The sequence below is a fragment of the Bartonella sp. MU70NMGDW genome (genome assembly GCF_042194085.1).
In the GTDB taxonomy this organism is placed as follows: domain Bacteria; phylum Pseudomonadota; class Alphaproteobacteria; order Rhizobiales; family Rhizobiaceae; genus Bartonella; species Bartonella grahamii.
In genome coordinates this window covers 21,669-41,911 of record NZ_JBHIMK010000005.1, presented here as the reverse complement: position 1 = coordinate 41,911, position 20,243 = coordinate 21,669, and the positions used below count along the sequence as shown (strand labels likewise).

Below are 20,243 nucleotides of genomic sequence, written 5' to 3'. Positions count from 1 at the left end.
TGAAAACTGTATTTTACAAATCAAGAACAAGGCGTTCCGGATCCTCTAAGCTTTCCTTAACACGTACAAGGAAAGTTACAGCTTCTTGCCCATCCACAATACGGTGATCGTAAGAAAGCGCTAAATACATCATGGGGCGGATCACAACTTGGCCCTCAACAACCATTGCTCGCTCTTTAATCGCATGCATTCCCAAAATACCAGATTGTGGTGCATTCAAAATCGGTGTTGACATCAACGATCCATACACACCACCATTGGTAATGGTAAAAGTTCCGCCCTGCATATCAGAAACGGCTAATTTTCCATCACGCGCAAGACGCCCCAAACGCCCAATCTCTTTTTCAATCTCTGCCAATGACATTTGATCTGCATCTCGCACCACTGGAACAACAAGCCCTTTATCCGTTCCAACAGCAATTCCGACATTGACATAGTTTTTGTAAACAATATCTGTCCCATCAATCTCGGCATTAACAGCGGGAAGTTCTTTTAATGCATGACAAACAGCCTTGGTAAAAAAACCCATAAAACCAAGTTTAACACCATGTTTCTTTTCAAAAAGATCCTTATAACGCTTGCGCAAATCCATCACCGCTGACATATCAACCTCATTAAATGTGGTTAACATTGCTGCTATATTTTGTGCATCTTTAAGACGGCGAGCAATTGTTTGACGCAATTTCGTCATACGAACCCGCTCTTCACGTGTTTCTTGAACAGGAGTTGCCGAAGAACTCGTCGCAGAAGAAGAGGGTGTAGGAGCATTTGTACTTTGTTTTAATCCACCAAGAACATCTTCTTTAAGAATTTGTCCACGTTTTCCAGAACCTGAAATATCGCTTTTTGCAACATTATTTTCAGCCATCAATTTTGCTGCTGAAGGAGAAGGAGGCATTGTACTGCTCGAAGCAGGCTTCTCCGATTCAGATGAAGCTGCTGGAACAAGTGTAGCAGAAGGTGAAGATGATTGGGAAACACCAGCTTCTCCAGCTTCCACCACTCCTAAAAGAGCATTTACTTCAACCGTATCGCCTTCTTTTGCAATGATTTCAGATAATTTTCCCGCAACAGGAGAAGGAACTTCAACGGTTACCTTATCAGTTTCTAATTCAACCAAAGGCTCATCCATAGCGACAGCTTCGCCAAGTTTTTTAAACCATTTGCCAATCGTTGCTTCGGTAACCGATTCGCCCAAAGTAGGAACACGAATTTCAGTAGTCATAATATTTTTCCATACATCAGAGTAGTAATAAATTAAGAACCTAACGCGTCTTTAAGAAACGCAGCCAGTTGTTCAAGGTGTTTCACCATTAACCCAGAGGCCGGTGACGCACTCGCAGGACGTCCTGCATAACGAGCACGTGAATATTGCGCATTAATATGCGTCAAAACCCATTCCAAATAAGGCTCAATAAATGACCAAGCCCCCATGTTTTTTGGTTCCTCTTGGCACCAAAAAACTTCCGCCTGCAAAAAGCGCGACAACACATTCACCAAAACTTTAGCAGGGAAAGGATAAAGTTGTTCAACACGAAGGAGGTAAACATCATCAATACCCTTTTTTTCACGTTCTTCATAAAGGTCGTAATAAACCTTACCAGTACAAAGAACGACACGGCGAATTTTATTATCTTTTTGCAACTTAATGACAGAATCTTTGAGACATTCTGCATCATCAAGCAACACACGACAGAAACTTGTTTCCGGCCCCATTTCATTGAGAAGAGAAACAGCTCGCTTATGACGCAAAAGTGATTTCGGTGTCATCAAAATCAATGGCTTACGGAAATCACGCTTAATTTGTCGACGTAAAATATGAAAATAATTTGCAGGGGTTGTACAATTAGCAACCTGCATATTATCTTCCGCACAAAGTTGAAGAAACCGTTCTAAACGTGCAGAAGAATGCTCCGGCCCTTGCCCTTCAAAACCATGAGGCAATAAACACACAAGACCAGACATACGAAGCCACTTACGCTCCGCAGAAGAAATAAATTGGTCAAAAATGACCTGTGCACCATTGGAGAAATCACCAAATTGCGCTTCCCAAAGCGTTAAACCACGTGGTTCAGCAAGAGAATATCCATATTCAAAACCAAGAACAGCTTCTTCAGAAAGCATAGAATTAACAACTTCATAAAGCGCTTGCCCCTTTTGTAAATGATTCAAAGGAATATAACGCGCCTCATTTTCTTGGTCATAAAGAACTGAATGACGTTGCGAAAAAGTTCCCCGTTCAACATCCTCACCGGAAAGACGAACCGGTGCTCCTTCCAAACAAAGCGAACCAAAAGCTAGAGCTTCAGCGGTTGCCCAGTCAACACCCTCACCGGTTTCAAAAATTTTAGCACGATTATTTAAAAAACGTTGAATGGTTTTGTGAACGTGAAAATCTGCCGGAATTTCGACAATTTTTTGACCAATTTCCTTTAAAATTTTTAATTCAACACCGGTTGTTCTAGAATGTTGCTCATCAGAACTACTAAAAGCTTTGAGTCCCGTCCAGCTTCCATCAAGCCAATCAGCCTTATTAGGCTTATAAGAAGCACTTGCTTCAAATTCACCTTCAAGCTTATCGCGCCATAATTTTTTTTGTTGCTCAATCTCTTCTAGAGAAATCACCCCTTCTGCTACCAAATGGTCACTATAAAGTTGAAGTGTTGTTTTATGATTACGAATTGCCTTGTACATAAGTGGCTGCGTAAAGGAAGGCTCATCACCTTCATTATGCCCATAACGGCGATAACAAAACATATCAATAACCACTGGTTTATGGAAAATTTGGCGAAACTCTGTTGCTATTTTTGCAACAAAAACAACTGCCTCAGGATCATCACCATTCACATGGAAAATTGGTGCATCAATCATTTTTGCAACATCTGATGGATAAGGCGAAGAACGTGAAAAACGCGGAGATGTTGTAAAACCAATCTGATTATTGATAATCACATGAAGTGAGCCTGCAACACGATAACCTTTAAGACCTGAAAGACCAAAAGTTTCTTGGATAACGCCTTGTCCTGCAAAAGCAGCATCACCATGAATAAGCAGTGGCATCACTTTTGAACGCTCACTTAATGAGAGTAAATCAGTATGTGCAGGTCCCATAAGTTGATCTTGTTTAGCGCGTGCTTTTCCTATAACAACCGGATCAACAATCTCAAGATGAGATGGATTGGCCAACAGCGATAAATGAACTTTTTTACCATCAAATTCAAGATCAGCTGAAGTTCCCAAATGATATTTGACATCACCGGATCCCTCCACATCATCAGGCTTATAAGATCCCCCTTTGAACTCATGAAAAATAGCCCTATGCGGCTTGGCAAGAACTTGTGAAAGAACATTTAAACGACCACGATGTGCCATTCCTAAAATAACTTCCTGCACCCCTAAAGCACTACCACATTTGATAATCTGTTCAAGAGCGGGAATCAGCGCTTCACCACCATCGAGTCCAAAACGCTTTGTACCTTTATATTTAGTGTCTAAAAACTGTTCGAAACCTTCCGCCTGAATAAGCTTATTAAGGATAGCTTTCTTGTCTTGTTGTGTGAAAGAAATTTTTTCATCTCGCCCTTCAATGCGTTCTTGAAGCCATGCTTTCTGAACCGGATCAGAAACATGCATATATTCCACACCGATTGTTGAACAATAAGTACGGTTGAGAATTTCAAGCATTTGTGGAATAGTTGCATATTCCAACCCTAAAACATTATCAATAAAAATGGGACGCTCATAATCAGCTGGAGTAAAACCATAAGCTTCTGGAGAAAGTTCCTTATAATCTTCTTGTTTTTCGGCCAATTGAAGAGGGTCAAGCTTTGCCCGAAGATGCCCCCGTGCTCGAAAAGCACGAATCATCATAATTGCATGAACGGAATCACGTGTTGCACGAATAACATCTTGCTCACTGGAAGTTTTTCCCTTTTGTGCAGCACCTGTTATTGCTTTTTCCTTTAATTTATCACCAAGATATTTTTCAAGAGAAGACCAATCACCATCAAGAGCAGAAACCAATTCTCCATTTGCCTTTACTGGCCAATGATCACTTTGCCATGTTGCCCCTTCAGCATTTCTGAGAACATCTTCTTTATTATCATGAAGTCCTTCAAAAAAAGCACGCCACTGTGAATCAACACTGGTAGGATCTTTTTCATATTGAGCATAAAGTTGATCTATATAATCCGCATTGCCACCATAAAGAAATGATGTCTGTGCAAAAAGGCTATTTATTTCGTCCTGCCTTGCCATATACCTCTCCGGAACATCTATTCCGTCTCCTTATATCTCTTTTCGACCTTTAAATGCTTACAAAACAAGCAATGATTCAAACATTCAAAAAAGTTTTACCTTTTTATACTCAAGTTTTTTCACCTGAATCTAAGAACTTTTTCTTATTCAGATGAAATTTTCTTTTAGCCCTTCAAAACTGACATCAAAGTCTTACCTATCTGTGATGGTGAAGGAGACACTCGAATCCCTGCTGATTCCATTGCCGCAATTTTATCTTCTGCTCCACCTTTACCACCAGAAATAACAGCACCAGCATGTCCCATTGTACGTCCTGGAGGAGCTGTACGGCCAGCAATAAAGCCAACAACTGGTTTTTTACGACCTTTTTTTGCTTCATCTTGCAGAAACTGTGCTGCTTCTTCTTCAGCAGAACCACCAATCTCCCCAATCATAACAATAGACTGAGTTTCATCATCCGCTAAAAACATTTCCAACACATCAATAAATTCAGTGCCCTTAACAGGGTCGCCACCAATCCCTATCGCAGTTGTTTGCCCGAGACCTTCCTGACTCGTTTGAAAAACGGCTTCATAAGTTAAAGTTCCCGACCTCGAAACAACCCCAACAGAACCTTTTCTAAAAATAGAACCAGGCATAATACCAATTTTACATTCATTTGGTGTAAGAATACCAGGACAATTAGGACCAATAAGACGAGACTTTGAGTTTTCTAACCGCGCCTTCACTTTAACCATATCCATAACGGGAATACCTTCCGTAATACAGATAATTAAACGAACTTCAGCTTCAATAGCCTCTATAATAGCTGCCGCAGCCCCTGCAGGTGGAACATAAATAACAGAAGCATCCGCGCCTGTTTTTTCCTTTGCTTCTGCAACATTAGCAAAGATAGGAAGAGTTTCGCCTTTTGAACCTTCCCATGTTTCTCCACCCTTTTTAGGATTAACACCCCCAACCATTTGCGTACCATGATAAGCAAGCGCCTGTTCTGTATGAAATGTTCCTGTTTTTCCTGTAAGCCCTTGAACTAGAACTTTTGTCTCTTTATTCACAAGAATCGACATAGCTTAAGCTCCCTTCACGGCTGCAACAATTTTTTGAGCAGCATCATCTAAATCATCAGCAGGAATAACATTCAAACCACTTTCATTGATAATTGCTTTACCCTGCTCAACATTAGTGCCTTCAAGACGAACAACTAAGGGAACCTTTAAACCAACCTCACGAACAGCAGCAACCACACCTTCAGCAATGACATCACAACGCATAATACCACCAAAAATGTTAACCAAAATGCCCTTAACATTTGGATCGGCCGTAATAATTTTAAAAGCAGCTGTCACCTTTTCTTTTGACGCTCCACCACCAACGTCAAGAAAATTTGCAGGCTCAGCTCCATAGAGTTTGATAATATCCATTGTTGCCATAGCAAGACCCGCACCATTAACCATGCAGCCAATTGTACCCTCAAGAGCAACATAAGCAAGATCATGCTTTGATGCTTCAATTTCTTTTGGATCCTCTTCTGAAAGATCGCGTAATTCTAAAATATCTGGATGACGAAATAGAGCATTATTATCAAAAGAAACTTTTGCATCAAGAACACGTAAACGACCATCTTTCATCACAATAAGCGGATTGATTTCTAAAAGGCTCATATCTTTTTCACAAAATGCCTTATAGAGAATCGGAAAAAGCTTTTCACCATCTTCTCGCGCACTACTTTGTAGTTTCAATGCATCACAAAGTCTTGCACAATCAACCGAAGTAACACCCTCTACAACATCAATGGGAAGCGTGAATATTTTTTCTGGTGTCTCTTCAGCAACCGTTTCAATATCCATTCCACCTTCTGTTGAAACAACAAAAGCAATTCGACCAACGCCACGATCAACCAAAAGTGAAAGATAAAGCTCCCTTTCAATATCGGCACCATCCTCAATGTAAAGACGATTGACCTGCTTACCCTCTGGACCCGTTTGTTTGGTTACCAAAGTTTTACCAAGCATTTCTTGAACATTTGCAACAACTTCTTCAACAGATTTTGCAAGCCGAACACCACCCTTTGCATCAGGACCAAGTTCTTTAAACTTACCCTTACCACGACCACCAGCGTGTATCTGACTTTTAACCACATAGAGAGGTCCGGGCAATTTTTCCGCCCATTTTTCAGCTTGCTCTACAGAATAAACAGCGACACCATTTGCAATTGGTGCTCCATATTCATGAAGCAGACGTTTGGCCTGATACTCATGGATATTCATGCATTTGTCCTTTTCTTTTATGGATCATTATTAATCCTAAAGTTTTAATATTCTAAATACTTAGTTTTAATGAATTAAATCTTGTTCAATTTACTTGAGACTAGGCACAAGAGCAATACAAGCTTCACAAAGCTTTTTAACTGCATTTACTGAATGATCAAAAGCATCTCTTTCTTCTTTATCAAGATCAATTTCAATGACTCGCTCAACACCACCTGCACCAATTACAACAGGAACACCAACGTAGGTATCATTAACCCCATATTCTCCTGAAAGATAAGCTGCAACAGGCACAACACGCTTAGTGTCCTTTAAATAGGCCTCAGCCATAGAAACAGCAGAAGCTGCTGGTGCATAATAAGCAGAACCTGTTTTTAACAAACCAACAATTTCTGCACCACCATCACGGGTACGCTGGATAATTTGATCAATTCTTTCCTGTGTCGTCCAGCCCATCTTTACAAGATCAGGCAAAGAAATACCACCAACCGTTGAATAACGCACGAGAGGAACCATTGAATCACCGTGCCCTCCTAAAACAAACGCTGTCACATCTTTAACAGAGACCTTAAATTCCTCAGATAAGAAATGACGAAAACGTGCTGAATCAAGAACACCAGCCATACCAACCACTTTATGTGTAGGGAGACCTGAAAATTTCTGCAATGCCCACACCATCGCATCAAGGGGATTGGTAATACAAATAACAAATGCTGAAGACGCGTATTTTTTAATTCCAGCTCCAACTTGTTCCATCACCTTTAAATTAATGCCCAAAAGATCATCCCGGCTCATACCAGGTTTTCGCGCAACGCCTGCTGTTACAATAACAACATCAGATCCTTCAATTGCTTCATAAGCATTAGCACCTTTTAAACTGATATCAAAACCGTCGACGGGAGAAGATTCGGCGATATCTAGAGCCTTACCTTGTGGCACACCTTCCGCAATATCAAATAAAACAACATCACCAAGTTCTTTAAGCCCAATAATATGTGCTAAAGTACCACCAATCATACCTGAACCAATGAGAGCTATTTTTTTTCGTGCCATTTTATTTTTTCCTAACTTTTAGATAATTCAGCGCACACCCATCAGCGTCCCTATACTGAATATTTTTGACTTCAACCATATTCAAACAATATCATAAAAAGGAGTAAAGAAATGAAATTTACAAATTTTTCTCCTTACAGAAACAACAAACCTCCGCTGAAACAACTATTAGAAAATTATCACGATGTATCGATAAAGTGAATTTAAAAAAAATACAACAGAATTATTACGTTTCTTTAATTTCAAAGAGTTATTGTTTTTACAGTTTACGTAAAGGTAAAAGTATAATCAATGCTTCTTCTTCAAAAGAAAATGTTCTTCCCAAAGTTTTAAATAATCGTGGCTTTGCATTTCAAAAAGACGTGACTGTGTTCTTTGAAATTCAAATGTTTCCGTAATCTGTGCATTCCCTTTATACAAATCCCCCACCTCTGCCGCTGCCGACATAAATAACCGTATGTGGCGCTCATAAAGAATATCAATAAGCAAAATAAACCGTTTTGTTTCATTGCGACATGTATCATCCATGACCGGTACATTATCAATAAAAATCGTATGATAACGCTCCCCTAATACCAAATACTCAGCCGCTGCCAAAGGCTTTGCACATAAATCTCCATAATCAAAGCGTGCACATCCTGCACCAACGCGCGGAATAGGAATAAGGCGCCCTTTTATAGAAAGCTCATCAGATATCTCCTTATGTCCTTGCAATACAAGTGCCCATGCTTGATCCATGCATTCATCTGCTTTTTTTCCTAAAGGTGCTACATACACAGGCTGTAGATTTGATTTTTCAAGACGATAATCTGTTTTTGCATCAAGATTAACAACACGAACATATGCTTTCAAAACTTGAATAAAAGGCAAAAAGAGTTCACGATTTAAACCGTTACAATAAAGGTTATCCGGCGCCACATTTGAAGTCGCAATAAAGAAAATTCCTTTATCAAACAAAGCAGAAATAAGCCGCCCCAACACCATAGCATCAGCAATATCTGTTACACTAAACTCATCAAAACAAAGTACCTTTGCTTCTCGTGCAAGATCTTCAGCAACTGCTAAAATAGGATTATCTTGTTTAAATTTTTTACCCCCAGATGCTTGACGATAAAAATTAATACGCTCATGCACATCAGTCATAAAATCATTAAAATGAGCACGCTTTTTATGACCTTTAGGCAAACAAGAAAAGAACAAATCCATCAGCATAGTTTTGCCCCGTCCTACTTCACCAAAAACATATAATCCCTGAAAAGAACCCTTTTCATCCCCTTGTTTTACAACACAAGAAATATTTTGTTTTTTTCTTTTAAATATTCTATTAAAGAAAGAGCAAAATTTCCAAGTCCAAGGACGAGAGATGTTTTGTTCCGCAATTTTTTTTAATAAATGATCAAAATATTCTGTTATAGCTAATTGAGCGGGGTCAAAACAAACCTCTCCTTTAGAGACAAGCTCTTTATAACGTGTTGAAACGAGAATCATCCAAACAACCTTTTTCAAACCGTTCTCAATGAAAAATATAAATACTTTTCACGAATCTGTCCGTCTAGCTTAGTTTTTCATAAACGATCAAAAATGATTTAACGACTTAAAACAACGGGATGATCATCAAGTGTACGTCCCTCAAAACGATCAACATTTGAAGAGTAGAGAGCAAGGATAACACGTCCAGAGTTATTATAAAAATATAATCTTTTTCCTTTAACAGCCCACGATCTCACTTGAGAAGCAATTCCTGGACAGTGTAAAGGACCAGCACGGTACCCTTGTCCAAACTTTGTTTGCGGCGTTGCGATCCGGCAAACTTTACCCCCCATAGAAAGATTCCATACACCAGCAACACTTGCAGGAAATAAATCAGTAGCATTACTTGGCAATTCGAGACTAGCCATTCGTCCATCACTCTGAGAATCTCCCTTCTCATACATCGAAGCGTTTGCTGCCTCAGATATCGACGAAGAAGTAGATGACAGATCAGACACTTCCAATGTTGTCATTTGTTGAGATGGATAAAAAACTTCTAATGCGTTACTACCGTCATTACTGTCAAACCGTGTTGTTGAACATCCCCCTAAAAGCATTACAGTTGATAGTGCAACGAAAAACGAAATTTTTGAAAACGACATATCTGTACTCTCTCCCACGACAATAAATAAGTTCACAAAGAAATTAAGTGAATATTTGTTATAGTTACAAAGATAAATTAACAAATTAAAAAAATAGGTTAAAATCATTTATTTTAAACGAAATAATTTATGTACCCAATTTTATATTTATTAAACACTAGAAATTTATAAGATTTTCAGTCATATATCTCTTTATAAGTAATCATTAGAAATAGAGAAGTTTCATGAAAACGCCATTTAGCAAAATGGACGGTCTTGGAAATCAAATTATTGTTGTTGATATGCGTGAAAGCACTCATACTCTTACATCGCAAGCAATCCTCGCTTTGTCGGCAGATCCCGAAATGCATTTTGATCAAATCATGGCTATCCACACACCAACCCAGAAAAAAGCCGACTTCCGCATAGAAATATGGAATGCCGACGGATCAATGGCTAAAGCTTGTGGCAATGGTACCCGCTGTGTTGTTGCATGGCTTAAAAATCACAATTTTGGTGAAAAATTTCGTTTAGAAACTCCCGCTGGAATTATTGAAGGGAAATATCAAACCGATAATCTCATTTCTGTTGATATGGGATGCCCAAATTTCAATGCAAAAGAGATGCCTGTTTCACGTGAAATAGTTGATACCAATCACGTAGAAATTACGGCTGGTCCCCTAAAAGATGCTTGTCTCATATCCATTGGCAATCTCCATGCTATCTTTTTTGTTGAAAATGATATTCAACATATTCCATTAGAAAAATATGGGCCGAAACTTGAACATGATCCCCTATTTCCCGAACAGTGCAATATTTCCATTGCTTGCATAACGTCAAAGAAAAGTCTAAATTTACGGACATGGGAGCGAGGAGCAGGATTAACACAAGCATGTGGGAGTGCTGCCTGTGCAAGTGCAGTGGCTGCTTATCGTCGTGGTCTCACACAACGCCATATTGATGTAAACTTACCAAAGGGAACACTTAATATTTTTTACCGAGAAGACGATCACGTTATTATGATAGGACCAATAAAATATCAATTTAGTGGTTTTTTAAGCCCTCTAACAGGGTGCTACAAAAAGGATCACTCCTGATGGCAATAGAAATTGTAACTTTTGGTTGTCGACTTAATAGCTACGAATCGGAAATCATTCGCAAAGAAAGTACTTCTTCAGGGCTAGATCAGCTTAAAGATGGTGCTATTATCTTTAATACCTGTGCTGTCACTGCCGAAGCCGTACGACAAGCAAAACAAGCTATCCGCAAAGCACGACGTGAAAATCCTCATGCACGTATCATTGTAACAGGGTGTGCAGCCCAAACAGAAGGGCAAAATTTTGCCTCAATGACAGAAGTGGATCTCGTTTTAGGAAACGAAGATAAACTTCACGCCCATTCTTATCGTCAACTTCCTGATTTTGGTATTAACCATTCCGAAAAAGTGCGTATCAATGACATTATGGAAGTACAAAAAATTGCTCCACATATGGTCAGTGCAATGCAAGAGCGCACCCGCGCTTTTGTACAGGTACAAAATGGATGTAATCATCGCTGTACATTTTGCATTATTCCTTATGGACGAGGACCATCTCGCTCAGTTCCCATGGGTGCTGTTATAGAACAAATTAAAAAGCTGGTAGGTGAGGGTATCCAAGAAGTGGTCCTTACAGGTGTTGATCTTACAAGTTATGGTCACGATCTTCCTGGAAAAGCTACTCTAGGAAAATTAACTTCAGCAATTTTGCATCATGTCCCTGACTTAGCGCGATTACGCCTCTCATCTATTGACTCAATTGAAGCAGACGAAGAACTCATCAATCTTTTAGCTTATGAAACAAGGATCATGCCCCATTTGCATTTATCTTTGCAAGCAGGTGATAATATGATTTTAAAACGGATGAAACGGCGACACTTACGCGAACATGCTATTCAATTTTGCCAAGAATTGCGTGCCAAACGTCCTACAATGGTTTATGGTGCCGACTTAATTGCTGGTTTTCCTACAGAAACAGAAGAGATGTTTCAAAACAGTCTTATTTTAATCAAAGATTGTAATTTAACCCATCTCCATGTCTTCCCCTTTAGTCCAAGAGAAGGAACACCTGCCGCACGTATGCCACAAATCAACCGTAAAATAGTTAAGATGCGTGCTGAAAAATTACGTAAAGCAGGTGAGGAGGCTTACCAAAAGCATCTTGCTCATTTACAAAACAGTCTACAAACAATTCTCGTTGAAAAAGATGAAATCGGACGAACAGAAGATTATACTCTTGTACAAGTTAAAGGTGCAAAAGCAGGAACAATTGTTCAAGCCCTTATCGTTGATCATGATGGCGATAAATTGATTGCTATCCTTCCAAAATTAAACGCTGCTTGAGCAGGAAAATTCTTATGACGAAATCTTTTATAAAAAAAATATTCTCTTTTAACAAATCTCAAGAGCAGGAAATGGAACAACAGATTTCTATTCCTGATAAAAGCGATGTAATGGAAAAAAATAAAGACAAAAATGAAAGGACAAAAAATAACCAAATCTCTATAGACACAGAAAAAGAAGAACAAACAAAAAATCGAGAGTCAACACTTACAAAATATGATGAAAAATCTCCATTTCTAGAATCTCATTCTGATAAAATTCCTCTTTCTGGTAAAATTATTGTCACAGACAACGTCCGTGAAAAAAAGAATGAAGAAATTTTATCTGAACTTTCTGTTGAACAAAAAAGGATAGCGTGGTTTGAGCGCCTTAAAAAAAGTCTATCCCTTTCTTCACAACGCCTAAGCGGATCAATTGGCGACCTCTTTGTTAAAAGAAAACTTGATGAAGATACATTGCAAGAGCTCGAAGATATCCTTATCCAAGCTGATCTTGGAGTAGAAACGGCGACACGCATCACAAATACTTTAGCTTCCAGTCGTTACGGAAAAGATCTTTCCCCAGACGATATTCATACTATTGTAGCTAATGAGGTCAAAAAAGTTCTGGAACCTGTTGCAATTCCATTAGAACTTGATCTCAGCTATAAACCTCATGTTATTTTGCTGGTAGGTGTAAATGGAACTGGAAAAACGACAACAATCGGAAAACTTGCAGCAAAATTAACAGCAGGGGGATTAAAAGTTATGCTTGCAGCTGGTGATACTTTCCGAGCCGCAGCTATTGAGCAACTACACATTTGGGGTAAACGTACTGATTCTCCTGTTATTTCGACAAAATTGGGTGCAGATGCCGCTAGCTTAGCCTTTGATGCTTATGAAAAAGCAAAAAAAACAAATAGTGATGTATTAATTATTGATACAGCAGGGCGTTTACAAAATAAATCTGAATTGATGGATGAGTTAGCAAAAATTATTCGTGTTTTAAAGAAACACACACCCCAAGCACCCCATACAATCCTTCAAACGCTTGATGCAACTACCGGACAAAATGCACTCAACCAAGTGGAAATTTTCCGTGAAATTGCTGGTGTTAATGGTTTAGTCATGACAAAGCTGGATGGGACCGCACGAGGAGGAATTCTTGTCGCTATAGCAGCAAAATATAAATTACCCGTTTATTTTATCGGTATAGGAGAAAATATTGAAGACCTTCAACCTTTTTCTGCTTCTGACTTTGCCGAAACTATCGCAGGAAAACATACATGAAACAGCCTTTATCTAACTCTAATTCACAGAATAATTCTGAAAAAAATATGAATAACAATAAGAAACCCCCTCTCTCACCAACCATAAAATTTTTCTTGGAAATGGGGCCGTTAGTCGCCTTTTTTCTGGCTAATTATAAGGGCGAATGGTTGATAAAAAACATTGGATTTTTTCAAAATTTTAGTAAACCTATTTTCCCTGCAACAGCTATTTTTATGATAGCTATTATTATTTCTCTAAGCTTATCATGGATCCTTGCACGACAAGTTCCTATTATGCCCCTTATTTCAGGAATCTTTGTTCTATTCTTTGGATTTTTAACTCTTTGGCTTCATAATGATACTTTCATCAAAATGAAACCAACAATTATTAATAGCTTATTTGCGCTCATCCTCTTTGGTGGTATGTTTTTTAAAAAACCACTTTTACGTTATGCTCTTGATTCTACATTAAAACTTGATGATTTAGGCTGGCAAAAACTTACCTATCGTTGGGCATTCTTTTTCGTTTTTCTTGCCCTTTTGAATGAAATCATTTGGCGCAATTTTAGCGATAATTTTTGGACAAGTTTTAAAGTATTTGGCGTTATGCCCCTAACAATCCTCTTTATGCTTACCCAAATGCCTATCATTCTGAAACATTCAAAAGGACTTTTCACAGAAGAGGACAAATCTGATTCTTAAAAAAATCCACCACTATATATTATTTTATAGATTCATTACCAAACACTGTTCAGGAGAAAAACATGTTGATTGAACAGTTTATTTGTCGAAAAGATAACTTTGGTGTACTCATTCATGATGAAAAAAGTGGCTACACAGCTGCAATTGATGCACCTGAAAGTGAAGCTATTCATAACACCTTAAAACGCCGTAACTGGACACTTCAGACTATTTTTGTAACTCATCATCATCACGACCATGTAGAAGCATTGGAAGAATTAAAACAAGTATACAACGCTATGGTTATCGGACCAGAAGCAGAAAAAGAAAAGATTCATCATCTTGATCAAACACTTCAACCTGATGAAAAACTTCTCTTTGGTTCTCACCCACTTTTAGCTCTTTCAACACCTGGTCACACTTTGGGCGCATTATCTTATTATTTTCCTGAAAAAGGTTTGCTCTTTGCTGGAGATACACTTTTCTCACTTGGTTGTGGACGCCTTTTCGAAGGAACACCTGCTCAAATGCTGAACTCTTTAAAAAAGCTTCGTCAACTTCCCGATAAGACACTTCTTTATTGTGGTCATGAATATACCAAAACTAATGCTCTTTTCGCATTAACACTTGATCCACATAATCAAAAACTTCGTCAAAGAGTGGAAGAAGTTTCTTTGCTACGTGCAAAAAACGCTATGACTTTACCAGTAACTTTAGGGCAAGAAAAAGCCACCAATCCCTTTCTCCGATGGGATGATAGTGTGTTGCGAAGAAACCTCGCAATGGAAAAAGAAACAGATGAAGAAGTCTTTGCTGAAATTCGAAGAAGAAAGGATAACTTTTAAACATGCTTAAGTTCGTATTACGTTTGTTCCTCCTTTTTCTTTTCGTAATACATACTCAACTAACAATGGCAAAAGAAAAGGAAACAGATAAACAATTCGAGTTCCCACATGTTATTGCAAATTACACCTTAACAGAAGATTTGCTTTTAAAAATGGAACAAATTAATAAAGAAGAGTGTGAAAGCTCACCATCAGAATCAAAAGTATCCGATACTGAAAAAGAACCTGATATTGAAATTGAACACGACCACAGTATTAAAGGGTTCGTAGCTTCTATTTCTAATCAACCAAAATTAATGAATATTTTAAGAAAAAATAATATAACACCTAAAGATTTTGCTATAGGAACCATCGCCCTTCAAGCAACATTAACAATGCTTTTAGCTCCTCTTGAACTTCTTAAAAAAGAGGGGATTTCTTTTGATGAAAAAAATACTGTAGTTTCAAACAATTTAGAGTTTGGTAAAAAATATACGTATAGAATACTTGCTATTTTAAAAAGTCGTTGTAAATAGAATTCGTTCTATTTTGAACAGACGATTGACTTCGCAGACGAAAAATTCTTTGCTGGAATTCGAAAAAGAAAGAAAAATCTCAAACAATGTTTTAATTGGCATTGTGTTTTCTTTTTCTTTCCCTTTTTTACATATGTTCAATTAACAATGGCAAACAAAAAGCAAACAGACAATCAATTCATTCTCTTCCTAGCAGCAATCCAAATATCATTGTAAATTATCCTTTAACAGAATATTTCCTCTCAAAAATAGAATAACTAAAACAAATAAATTGAGGATTTACCTCCAAAGCCAGAGGCATCCAATACCGGAAATGATAACAGCATTGAAGGGTTCATTGCTTCTATTTCTACTAGATCAAAACTAACAGATCTTTTAAGAAAATATAATCTCTCACCTAAAGATTATGTTATTGGTCTCATGGCCCTTCAAACAACTTTAGCTGCAATAATAGCCTTTGAAGATAAAAAATTCTCTTCAAAAATACTATACCTTCAGATAATTTTAATTTAAGTCAAAAATATATCGATAGAATTCGTGCTATTTTAGATAATTAATTAGTTTTGCAAACGCCGGCAAATATCATCTAATTGTTCTAGTGAAGAGTAGCGTATTTTTAAATCACCACCTTTTTTGCCATGCCGAATAGTCACTTTCATTCCGATCACGTCTGCAAGTAATTTTTCTAAAGATTTTGTTTCTGTATCTTTCTCAACAGCAGTTCGTTTTTTGACTTTTGGATTTGCCTGTTCATACGCAAGTATTTCTGTTTGGCGCACAGAAAGCCCTTCGCGAATAATTTTTTCAGCTAAATCCTGTGGATTCTCAACAGTGATAAGACAGCGTGCATGACCAGCGGAGAGTTGCCCATCGGTTAAGAATTGTTGTACTTTTGGTGGAAGTTTTAACAAACGAAGCGTGTTAGCAACATGACTGCGACTTTTTCCAATAACTTGCGCTAAATCTGCCTGCGTATATCCATGTTCATTCAGCAAAATTTCATATCCCATTGCTTCTTCGATAGGATTAAGATCAGCACGTTGAACATTTTCAATAATTGCCAATTCCAAAGCCGTTTTATCATCTACATCGCGAACAATAACCGGTAATTTATTTAAATTGGCTCGCTGTGCAGCACGCCAGCGCCGTTCGCCAGCAATTAATTCAAACCGATGAGGATGATCACGTGATGGTCTTACAATAACAGGTTGAACAACACCGTGCTGGCGAATTGATTGTGCTAAATTATCAAGTTCTGAATCGGTAAAATGGCGTCGCGGATTATGTGGATTGCACGAAATAGATTCAAGTGGAACAAATCGTTCAGAAACAGAAGAAACTGTATTGGACTCTGTAAATTTGTCAGTATTTGATGAACGTGTAAGATCGCTGTTTAAACTGATATCCCCAATTAATGCCGCTAATCCACGACCCAGTCTTTTTTTTGATTGATCATCATTCATAATTTTGCTCTTTAAATTTTTAGTTTATTTTTTTAAGCAGCAGCACGTGCTTGTTTTTCACGTTGAATCATTTCTGATGCTAGACGCAAATAAGCTTGGCTCCCAGCACATTTGAGATCATAAAGCAATACAGGTTTTCCAAAAGAGGGCGCTTCTGATACTCTTACATTTCGTGGAATAACAGTGCGATAAACCTTATCTCCCATAAAAGAACGTACATCTTCAACAACTTGATTTGAAAGATTATTACGTCCATCATACATTGTTAGAACAATACCTTGGATTTCTAAAGATGGATTAAGTACGGATCGCACTTGTTTTACTGTTTCAAGTAATTGACTTAAACCTTCAAGTGCTAAAAATTCACACTGCATAGGCACTAAAACAGAATCCGCAGCCCCCATAGCATTAAGTGTTAAAAGATTAAGGGAGGGGGGACAATCAATTAAAATATAATTGAATTTTTTTTCCATTTCCGGATCATCATAGAGTGCTTTACGTAAGCGTTGTATGCGATCTTGTGATGAAGAAATTTCCATTTCCACACCTAAGAGATCAAGTGTAGAGGGAACTATATAAAGATTGGGTACTGCTGTTTTTAAAGCCGCCTGTGTAATTGAAACTCCCGAAACTAAAACATCATAAGAAGACAAAGGACGGTTATTACGATCAATCCCTAAACCTGTACTAGCATTACCTTGTGGATCAACATCCATAATAAGGACATTTTCACCTATAGCCGCTAAAGCTGTTGCAAGATTAATTGCTGTGGTTGTTTTTCCGACTCCACCCTTTTGGTTTGCAATAGCGATAATTCGTGTTTCGCTCATTTTGCTCTACCCTCTATATGATCGAATATGAGAAATTTCCAAAATAACAGAATTTTCATCAACTTTACTTTTATGTTTTAACAGATCAAAGTGCCAATTGGCAGAGGCATTTTTTATTTCTGTAGCGTAATCCCGACCTTTTTGCAAAAGAGCGATTGTTTTTTCTGTTAATAAAGGAAAAATAAGTTGTAGAAGACTATTGAGCGGCGCTAATCCCCGTGCCGTTATAATATCAGATACGGGAATTTTTTGATATACATCTTCAATTCTAGCGTGATAAACCGTTGCTGGAAGATTAAGTTGAGAAATAACTGTTCGCAAAAAAGCAACTTTTTTCCCATTACTTTCAACAAGATTAATATGTCCTACTTTTTTTTCTTTCAAAAAGATAGCAATCACAATTGCAGGAAAACCTCCTCCTGATCCTAAATCACACCAATGTAAAGAATGAGCATACAAAGGAAAAATTTGTGCTGAATCTAGAATATGCCGTGTCCATAGATCTGGTATTGTTGTAGCAGATATCAAATTAATATGTGCATTCCATTGAAGTATTAAAGACTCAAACTGAATTAAATTTTCCATCGTTTCACGTGAAACAGAAGGAACAATATTTAATAATTGTTGATATTTTTTTTCTGTAGAAAAATCCATTAAGCTGTTTTAGCCTTTTCACGTCGTTGACGTTGAATACATGTAATAATAAGCGATAACGCGGCGGGTGTCATGCCATCAATTTTTTGTGCATCAGCAATTGAACGCGGCGACACTTCTTGAATTTTTGATTTAAGTTCATTTGAAAGACCTGAAATTGCCTGAATATCAAGAGAAGAAGGAATTTCTAAACGCTCATCTCTCTGAAGAGAAGCAATATCTTGTGCTTGTTTATCTAAATAAACCGCATATTGTGCCTCAATTTCTAAAGATTCTGCTGTTTTAGAATCAACCGTTTGTAATTGTGGCCAAAAATCTGAAAGACGCTCTAAAGTCATATGAGGATACGCAAGAAAATCATAAGCGGAACGCCGAATTCCATCATGATTAACGTGTAATCCATGAGCAGAAGCTTCATTGGGTGTTAAAAAAAGATTTTGACATATTGATCGTGCTTGATCAAGGCGTTCTTGTTTTTTCTGATAACATTCCCAACGTATTTCACTCACAATACCCCATTTTTGTGCCAAAGGTGTTAAACGCGTATCAGCATTATCAGATCGTAAAGATAAACGAAATTCAGCACGTGATGTAAACATCCTATAAGGTTCACAAACACCACGTGAAACCAAATCATCAACCATAACACCAATATAAGCGGTAGAACGACTTATAAGTATTTCATCTAATTTACCTACTTTACGTGCCGCATTTAACCCAGCTAAAAGTCCTTGTGCTGCTGCTTCCTCATATCCTGTTGTACCATTAATTTGGCCTGCTAAAAACAAACCCGGTAAAGAACGTAATTCTAAGCTTCTCGTTAATTGTTGTGGATTAACAAAATCATATTCAATAGCATAACCAGGTTGCAAAACTACAGCATTTTCCAACCCTTCAATGGTTTTCAATAGAGAAATTTGTACATCTTCAGGAAGAGAAGTAGAAAGACCATTTGGATAAACAGTATCATCATTTAATCCTTCTGGTTCTAGAAAGATCTGATGTCCATCACGTTCTCCAAATTTCACAATTTTATCTTCAACAGAAGGACAATAACGTGGTCCTAACCCTTCAATATTTCCAGAATATAAAGCAGAACGATAAATATTCTCGCGAATAATTTGATGTGTTCTCTCATTTGTACGTGTTATTGCACATTCAATTTGTGGTTGTTCAATTTTCTCTGTTAAAAGAGAAAAGGGAATGGGATTTTCATCTGCTTGTTGTTTTGGAAGATGATCCCAAGAAATTGTTTTTTTACTCAAACGGGCAGGGGTTCCTGTTTTTAATCGACCAAATTTTATATGATAATTTTTTAAACGTTTAGCAAGTTGCACACTTGACTGATCTCCCATACGTCCAGCAGCCCATGTTTTATCACCAATATGAATAAAGCCATTTAAAAATGTCCCTGTTGTTAAAACAACAGCACCAGATAAAATTGTTCCTTGTTTTTTTAAAATAACACCTGATACACAATTATCTTTAACGATCAGATCAATAACTTCATCCTCAATAAGAGTAAGATTTTCTTGTTCTTTTAATAATTTTTGAATTGCTTTTTTATAAAGTTGTCGATCCGCTTGCGTCCGTGGTCCTCTTACTGCCGGTCCTTTACGTCTATTAAGTAGTCTAAACTGAATTCCAGCAGCATCTGCTGCTCTTCCCATGAGACCATCTAAAGCATCTATTTCACGAACTAGATGCCCTTTTCCAAGTCCACCAATAGCAGGATTACACGACATTGTTCCCAGTGCTGATATTTTATGTGTAACAAGCGCTGTTTTGGCTCCTACACGCGCTGAAGCTGAAGCCGCTTCACAGCCAGCATGACCACCACCAACAATAACAACATCATATGATTGCATTTAATTCATTCCGTAGAAAATATTCTAAGGTTTCACGTGAAACAGTATATAAATTACATAATCTTTATAA

The 20,243-nt window shown here is 37.7% G+C and carries 17 protein-coding genes; 6 read left to right on the top strand and 11 right to left on the bottom strand.

What is annotated here, in order from left to right; genetic code table 11:
* Window positions 1-13: 13 nt before the first annotated feature.
* The 7 genes from odhB to ACFIKE_RS01095 all read right to left on the bottom strand — a co-directional run bounded on the left by odhB (window position 14) and on the right by ACFIKE_RS01095 (window position 9,709).
* The gene (gene odhB, locus ACFIKE_RS01125) at window positions 14-1,225 is read right to left on the bottom strand and encodes a 2-oxoglutarate dehydrogenase complex dihydrolipoyllysine-residue succinyltransferase (protein WP_375625537.1); all 1,212 of its coding nucleotides are present in this window, start codon (window positions 1,223-1,225) and stop codon (window positions 14-16) included.
* Window positions 1,226-1,257: 32 nt separating this feature from the next.
* Window positions 1,258-4,257 (bottom strand): 2-oxoglutarate dehydrogenase E1 component, encoded by a 3,000-nt coding sequence (locus ACFIKE_RS01120; RefSeq protein WP_375648204.1) that lies wholly within the window; start codon window positions 4,255-4,257, stop codon window positions 1,258-1,260.
* 164 nt (window positions 4,258-4,421) lie between these two features.
* Entirely contained in the window at window positions 4,422-5,324 is a 903-nt protein-coding gene (gene sucD, locus ACFIKE_RS01115) for a succinate--CoA ligase subunit alpha (protein WP_375625535.1), read from the bottom strand.
* 3 nt (window positions 5,325-5,327) lie between these two features.
* Window positions 5,328-6,524, bottom strand: a complete 1,197-nt coding sequence (gene sucC, locus ACFIKE_RS01110; RefSeq protein ID WP_375648203.1) for an ADP-forming succinate--CoA ligase subunit beta — start codon at window positions 6,522-6,524, stop codon at window positions 5,328-5,330.
* 90 nt (window positions 6,525-6,614) lie between these two features.
* Complete coding sequence (gene mdh, locus ACFIKE_RS01105; RefSeq protein ID WP_375626099.1) at window positions 6,615-7,577, bottom strand: malate dehydrogenase; 963 nt, start codon at window positions 7,575-7,577, stop codon at window positions 6,615-6,617.
* 288 nt (window positions 7,578-7,865) lie between these two features.
* Window positions 7,866-9,065, bottom strand: coding sequence for a cell division protein ZapE (gene zapE, locus ACFIKE_RS01100; protein ID WP_375626300.1), 1,200 nt, complete (start codon window positions 9,063-9,065; stop codon window positions 7,866-7,868).
* 98 nt (window positions 9,066-9,163) lie between these two features.
* Window positions 9,164-9,709 (bottom strand): AprI/Inh family metalloprotease inhibitor, encoded by a 546-nt coding sequence (locus ACFIKE_RS01095; protein WP_015857108.1) that lies wholly within the window; start codon window positions 9,707-9,709, stop codon window positions 9,164-9,166.
* A 224-nt stretch (window positions 9,710-9,933) separates the two neighbouring features.
* On the opposite strand from ACFIKE_RS01095, the gene dapF reads away from it, so the two are divergent.
* The 6 genes from dapF (at window position 9,934) to ACFIKE_RS01065 (ending at window position 15,358) form a co-directional block, all read left to right on the top strand.
* On the top strand, window positions 9,934-10,785 hold the full coding sequence (dapF, locus tag ACFIKE_RS01090; RefSeq protein WP_375625532.1) for a diaminopimelate epimerase: 852 nt from the start codon (window positions 9,934-9,936) through the stop codon (window positions 10,783-10,785).
* Window positions 10,785-12,068 (top strand): tRNA (N(6)-L-threonylcarbamoyladenosine(37)-C(2))-methylthiotransferase MtaB, encoded by a 1,284-nt coding sequence (mtaB, locus tag ACFIKE_RS01085; RefSeq protein ID WP_375648202.1) that lies wholly within the window; start codon window positions 10,785-10,787, stop codon window positions 12,066-12,068. Before dapF ends, mtaB begins: the two co-directional genes overlap by 1 nt.
* A gap of 14 nt (window positions 12,069-12,082) precedes the next feature.
* Window positions 12,083-13,336, top strand: coding sequence for a signal recognition particle-docking protein FtsY (gene ftsY, locus ACFIKE_RS01080; RefSeq protein WP_375648201.1), 1,254 nt, complete (start codon window positions 12,083-12,085; stop codon window positions 13,334-13,336).
* Window positions 13,333-14,019: a septation protein A gene (locus ACFIKE_RS01075; RefSeq protein WP_375648200.1), complete on the top strand. Its 687-nt coding sequence runs from the start codon at window positions 13,333-13,335 to the stop codon at window positions 14,017-14,019. The genes ftsY and ACFIKE_RS01075 overlap by 4 nt, the downstream gene beginning before the upstream one ends.
* Before the next feature lie 62 nt (window positions 14,020-14,081).
* Window positions 14,082-14,843, top strand: a complete 762-nt coding sequence (gloB, locus tag ACFIKE_RS01070) for a hydroxyacylglutathione hydrolase (RefSeq protein ID WP_375648199.1) — start codon at window positions 14,082-14,084, stop codon at window positions 14,841-14,843.
* Between the two features lie 2 nt (window positions 14,844-14,845).
* Window positions 14,846-15,358, top strand: a complete 513-nt coding sequence (locus ACFIKE_RS01065) for a hypothetical protein (RefSeq protein ID WP_375648198.1) — start codon at window positions 14,846-14,848, stop codon at window positions 15,356-15,358.
* Between the two features lie 557 nt (window positions 15,359-15,915).
* On the opposite strand, the gene ACFIKE_RS01060 is transcribed toward ACFIKE_RS01065, so the two are convergent.
* From ACFIKE_RS01060 to mnmG, 4 genes are read right to left on the bottom strand one after another with little or no spacing between them, the layout of a single operon-like run.
* The gene (locus ACFIKE_RS01060) at window positions 15,916-16,821 is read right to left on the bottom strand and encodes a ParB/RepB/Spo0J family partition protein (RefSeq protein ID WP_375648197.1); all 906 of its coding nucleotides are present in this window, start codon (window positions 16,819-16,821) and stop codon (window positions 15,916-15,918) included.
* A gap of 32 nt (window positions 16,822-16,853) precedes the next feature.
* Window positions 16,854-17,651: a ParA family protein gene (locus tag ACFIKE_RS01055; RefSeq protein WP_273722360.1), complete on the bottom strand. Its 798-nt coding sequence runs from the start codon at window positions 17,649-17,651 to the stop codon at window positions 16,854-16,856.
* Window positions 17,652-17,657: 6 nt separating this feature from the next.
* Entirely contained in the window at window positions 17,658-18,305 is a 648-nt protein-coding gene (gene rsmG / locus ACFIKE_RS01050) for a 16S rRNA (guanine(527)-N(7))-methyltransferase RsmG (protein WP_375625523.1), read from the bottom strand.
* A complete protein-coding gene (mnmG, locus tag ACFIKE_RS01045; protein WP_375648196.1) occupies window positions 18,305-20,173 on the bottom strand; it encodes a tRNA uridine-5-carboxymethylaminomethyl(34) synthesis enzyme MnmG in 1,869 nt (622 codons plus the stop codon). Before mnmG ends, rsmG begins: the two co-directional genes overlap by 1 nt.
* Between the last annotated feature and the right edge of the window lie 70 nt (window positions 20,174-20,243).

Excerpts from the sequence above, each read along its gene's own strand:
- odhB (WP_375625537.1), bottom strand. The coding sequence starts at position 1,225 with ATGACTACTGAAATTCGTGTTCCTACTTTGGGCGAATCGGTTACCGAA.
- ACFIKE_RS01120 (WP_375648204.1), bottom strand. The coding sequence starts at position 4,257 with ATGGCAAGGCAGGACGAAATAAATAGCCTTTTTGCACAGACATCATTT.
- sucD (WP_375625535.1), bottom strand. The coding sequence starts at position 5,324 with ATGTCGATTCTTGTGAATAAAGAGACAAAAGTTCTAGTTCAAGGGCTT.
- sucC (WP_375648203.1), bottom strand. The coding sequence starts at position 6,524 with ATGAATATCCATGAGTATCAGGCCAAACGTCTGCTTCATGAATATGGA.
- mdh (WP_375626099.1), bottom strand. The coding sequence starts at position 7,577 with ATGGCACGAAAAAAAATAGCTCTCATTGGTTCAGGTATGATTGGTGGT.
- zapE (WP_375626300.1), bottom strand. The coding sequence starts at position 9,065 with ATGATTCTCGTTTCAACACGTTATAAAGAGCTTGTCTCTAAAGGAGAG.
- ACFIKE_RS01095 (WP_015857108.1), bottom strand. The coding sequence starts at position 9,709 with ATGTCGTTTTCAAAAATTTCGTTTTTCGTTGCACTATCAACTGTAATG.
- dapF (WP_375625532.1), top strand. The coding sequence starts at position 9,934 with ATGAAAACGCCATTTAGCAAAATGGACGGTCTTGGAAATCAAATTATT.
- mtaB (WP_375648202.1), top strand. The coding sequence starts at position 10,785 with ATGGCAATAGAAATTGTAACTTTTGGTTGTCGACTTAATAGCTACGAA.
- ftsY (WP_375648201.1), top strand. The coding sequence starts at position 12,083 with ATGACGAAATCTTTTATAAAAAAAATATTCTCTTTTAACAAATCTCAA.
- ACFIKE_RS01075 (WP_375648200.1), top strand. The coding sequence starts at position 13,333 with ATGAAACAGCCTTTATCTAACTCTAATTCACAGAATAATTCTGAAAAA.
- gloB (WP_375648199.1), top strand. The coding sequence starts at position 14,082 with ATGTTGATTGAACAGTTTATTTGTCGAAAAGATAACTTTGGTGTACTC.
- ACFIKE_RS01065 (WP_375648198.1), top strand. The coding sequence starts at position 14,846 with ATGCTTAAGTTCGTATTACGTTTGTTCCTCCTTTTTCTTTTCGTAATA.
- ACFIKE_RS01060 (WP_375648197.1), bottom strand. The coding sequence starts at position 16,821 with ATGAATGATGATCAATCAAAAAAAAGACTGGGTCGTGGATTAGCGGCA.
- ACFIKE_RS01055 (WP_273722360.1), bottom strand. The coding sequence starts at position 17,651 with ATGAGCGAAACACGAATTATCGCTATTGCAAACCAAAAGGGTGGAGTC.
- rsmG (WP_375625523.1), bottom strand. The coding sequence starts at position 18,305 with ATGGATTTTTCTACAGAAAAAAAATATCAACAATTATTAAATATTGTT.
- mnmG (WP_375648196.1), bottom strand. The coding sequence starts at position 20,173 with ATGCAATCATATGATGTTGTTATTGTTGGTGGTGGTCATGCTGGCTGT.